3 protein-coding genes are annotated in these 2,174 nt (G+C 76.5%); 2 read left to right on the top strand and 1 reads right to left on the bottom strand.

The window, feature by feature from the left end:
- Positions 1-196: 196 nt before the first annotated feature.
- Together ACFWEK_RS21050 and ACFWEK_RS21045 are read left to right on the top strand one after the other, a co-directional pair.
- Complete coding sequence (locus tag ACFWEK_RS21050; protein WP_430544986.1) at positions 197-466, top strand: Rho termination factor N-terminal domain-containing protein; 270 nt, start codon at positions 197-199, stop codon at positions 464-466.
- A gap of 88 nt (positions 467-554) precedes the next feature.
- The gene (locus ACFWEK_RS21045; protein ID WP_430544987.1) at positions 555-1,049 is read left to right on the top strand and encodes a dsRBD fold-containing protein; all 495 of its coding nucleotides are present in this window, start codon (positions 555-557) and stop codon (positions 1,047-1,049) included.
- A gap of 15 nt (positions 1,050-1,064) precedes the next feature.
- Here ACFWEK_RS21045 and ACFWEK_RS21040 read toward each other — a convergent pair.
- A partial coding sequence (locus ACFWEK_RS21040) for an RNA polymerase sigma factor (RefSeq protein ID WP_430555302.1) occupies positions 1,065-2,174 on the bottom strand: 1,110 nt, incomplete at its 5' end.

Here is a 2,174-nt window from a genome sequence, read left to right as displayed (position 1 = left end):
GTTCAAATCCTGCCCCCGCTACCACGGGATGTCGTCGACATCCACGAAGGCCCCGACCGGGATCCGGTCGGGGCCTTCGTCATGTCCGGGTCCGGGTCGTAGCCGGGGTGCCGGCACCGCCCGTGAGTGATAGGTCTCGAGCGTGGGCACCGCGTGAAGCCAGCGCGCGGGCGCGCCCGGATCGGGAGGAGCCACCATGCCGCGTCGAGATGCAGGGCCGAGCGTCAAGGACAAGGAGCTCTACGAGGAGCTCCGCGACGAGGGCAACAGTAAGGAGAAGTCCGCGCGGATCGCGAACGCCGCCGCGGCGCGGGGTCGCAAGAAGGTCGGCGCCAAGGGCGGGGAGTCCGGCTCGTACGACGACTGGACGGTCGCCGACCTGCGGAAGCGGGCGTCGGAGATCGGCATCGAGGGGCGCTCGTCGATGCGCAAGGCAGAGCTCGTCAAGGCGCTGCGCTCGCACTGACCGCGCCGTGCCAGGGGCCCGCGCCGGGCGCATGATGGAAGGAGCCGGCACGGGGACGGCGGGCACCCGACGACGCGAGGAGGCGGCGATGAGAGCGACGGTGGGCGACCGGATCGTGGTGGCGTCCGGGGTGGTCGGCGGGGCGGTGCGCGACGGCGTCGTGATCGCCTGCCCGCACGAGGACGGGTCGCCGCCCTACCAGGTGCGCTGGTCGGACACGGGGGAGGAGACGCTGGTCTTCCCCGGCGCGGACACGCTCGTGCAGCACGACGGCGGCGGGACGGAGCACGCACGGTCGCCGCGACCGTCGCCCGCCCGGGCCCTCACGTGGGACGTGCGGGTCTCGCTCGTGGAGTCGTCCGGGAGCACGACGGCGGAGGCGATGCTGACGCCCGGCCCGGACGTGGGCTCGCTGCGCGGGGTCGGGCACGCGCGCAAGGACCCGGGCGACCTGCAGGTCCCGGTCATCGGGGACGAGGTCGCGGCGGCACGGGCCCTGCGACGCCTGGCGGACGCGCTGCTCGAGCAGGCGGAGCAGGACATCTCCGCGCAGACGGGGCACCAGGCGCACGTGCATCCCTGACCGCCGCCCGGGCGGTCAGGCGAGCTCGGCCCTTCGGCGGCGCAGATGGTCGTGCTCGGGCCCCGGCCCGCACAGGGCGAGCGCCACGTCGCAGGCCCGCAGGGCGTCGTCGGGGTCGCCCGCGCGCCGCAGCAGCTCCGCCCGCAGCGCAGGCAGCCGGTGCCCGGGCAGCGCGACCCCGGCGAGGGCGTCGAGGCCGGCGCGCGGACCGGAGACCTCCGCCACGGCGACCGCGCGGTTGAGGCGCACCACCGGGGTGTCGGTCAGGGTCACGAGCTCGTCGTAGCGGGCGAGGATGCGGTCCCACGCGGTCGCGTCCGGGGTGCGGGCGATCGCGTGCTCGGCCGCCACGAGGGCCTGCAGCAGGTACGGCGTCGGGGGAGCGGTGGCGAACGGGGTGAGCAGCTCGAGGGCCTCCGCGATCTCGTCCTGGTGCCACCGGGCGCGGTCCTGGTCCGGCAGCAGCACCAGGGCGCCGTCGTCCACGCGGGCGTCGCGGCGCGAGTGCTGGAGCAGCACGAGGGCGAGGAGCGCGTCGAGGTCGCGCGCCGCCACGGCGTCGTCCGCGTCACCCTCCCCGCCGCCCAGGGTGGGGCGGACGTCGCGCAGCACGCGGACGAGCCGCACCGCCTCGCCGGAGAGCTCGGCCCGCACGACGTCGTCCCCGCTGGCGGGCGCGTAGCCCGCCGTGAACGCGAGGTAGGCGACGTCGGCCGCGACGCCGAGGCGGTCGGCGACCTCGTCGGCGGGCGGCAGCGCGAACCGTTCGCCCGCGAGCTTCTTGCGCGCCCGGGTGAGCCGCGCCGCCATCGTCGGCGTGGACTGGAGGAACAGGCGGGCCACGTCGGCCGTGGGCACGCCGAGCACGAGGCGCAGCGAGAGCGCCGCGGCCGCCTCGCGCGACAGCCGCGGGTGGGCGCACAGCAGCACCAGCCGGAGCCGCTCGTCGGTGAGAGGCTCACCGGCGTCCGCCATCACCCGCTGCGCCCGGGCGGCCAGGTCGGCCTCGACCTCCAGGAGCGGCATCGACCGCGCCAGCACCTGTTCCGACCGGAGCCGGTCGAGGACGCGGCGCCGGGCGGCGGTGAGGAGCCAGGCCGGGCCGTTCGCCGGCACGCCGTCGCG

The sequence above is a fragment of the Isoptericola sp. NPDC060257 genome, from assembly GCF_042726645.1.
Classification (GTDB): domain Bacteria; phylum Actinomycetota; class Actinomycetes; order Actinomycetales; family Cellulomonadaceae; genus Isoptericola; species Isoptericola nanjingensis.
Note: the sequence above shows the minus strand (reverse complement) of the source record. Positions and strands in the feature narration are given on the sequence as shown.

What these genes read in the sequence shown, in the direction of transcription:
- ACFWEK_RS21045 (WP_430544987.1), top strand. Translation starts at nt 555, where the DNA reads ATGAGAGCGACGGTGGGCGACCGGATCGTGGTGGCGTCCGGGGTGGTC.
- ACFWEK_RS21050 (WP_430544986.1), top strand. Translation starts at nt 197, where the DNA reads ATGCCGCGTCGAGATGCAGGGCCGAGCGTCAAGGACAAGGAGCTCTAC.